This is a genomic window from Comamonas jiangduensis (assembly GCF_030162955.1).
Classification (GTDB): domain Bacteria; phylum Pseudomonadota; class Gammaproteobacteria; order Burkholderiales; family Burkholderiaceae_C; genus Comamonas; species Comamonas jiangduensis.
Genome location: NZ_JARXOV010000059.1, coordinates 1 through 415, shown reverse-complemented (window position 1 = coordinate 415; position 415 = coordinate 1). Strand labels below are relative to the sequence as shown.

Sequence of the window (415 nt, the reverse complement as noted above, 5' to 3'; positions counted from 1 at the left end):
CACATCAATCACAAAGGCCACAAACATTTGCCCTTGCCATGTTGATATATAGGTGAAGTCTGCAACCCAAAGCTGGTCAGGGCGCTGGGCTGTGAACTGGCGGTTGACCAGGTCTAGCGGGCTTGGCCGTGCCACATCTGGGCGTGTCGTACGTACCTTCTTGCCTCGCCTTGCACCTTCAAGGCCCAGCTTGCGCATCAGGCGTTGCACTGTGCAGCGGGCAATCGGCAAACCCTCTCGGTGCATCTGCTTCCAGACTTTGACGATGCCATACACCTGCCAATTGGCATGCCACACCCGTTGAATATGACTGCAACGTTCTTCATCTGATTGGCTGCGCTTGCAGCGCAGCCAAGGGCAGTTTCTTTGTTGAACCCTGCGCCTGTAGCCCGATGGGGCAATTTGCAGCAACCTG

Annotated in this window: 1 protein-coding gene; it reads right to left on the bottom strand. The window is 55.9% G+C overall.

Features of this window, described 5'->3' with window-relative positions:
• Positions 1-415 (bottom strand): IS3 family transposase (locus tag QEP12_RS16980; protein WP_284214995.1); only part of this gene is annotated, 415 nt, incomplete at both ends.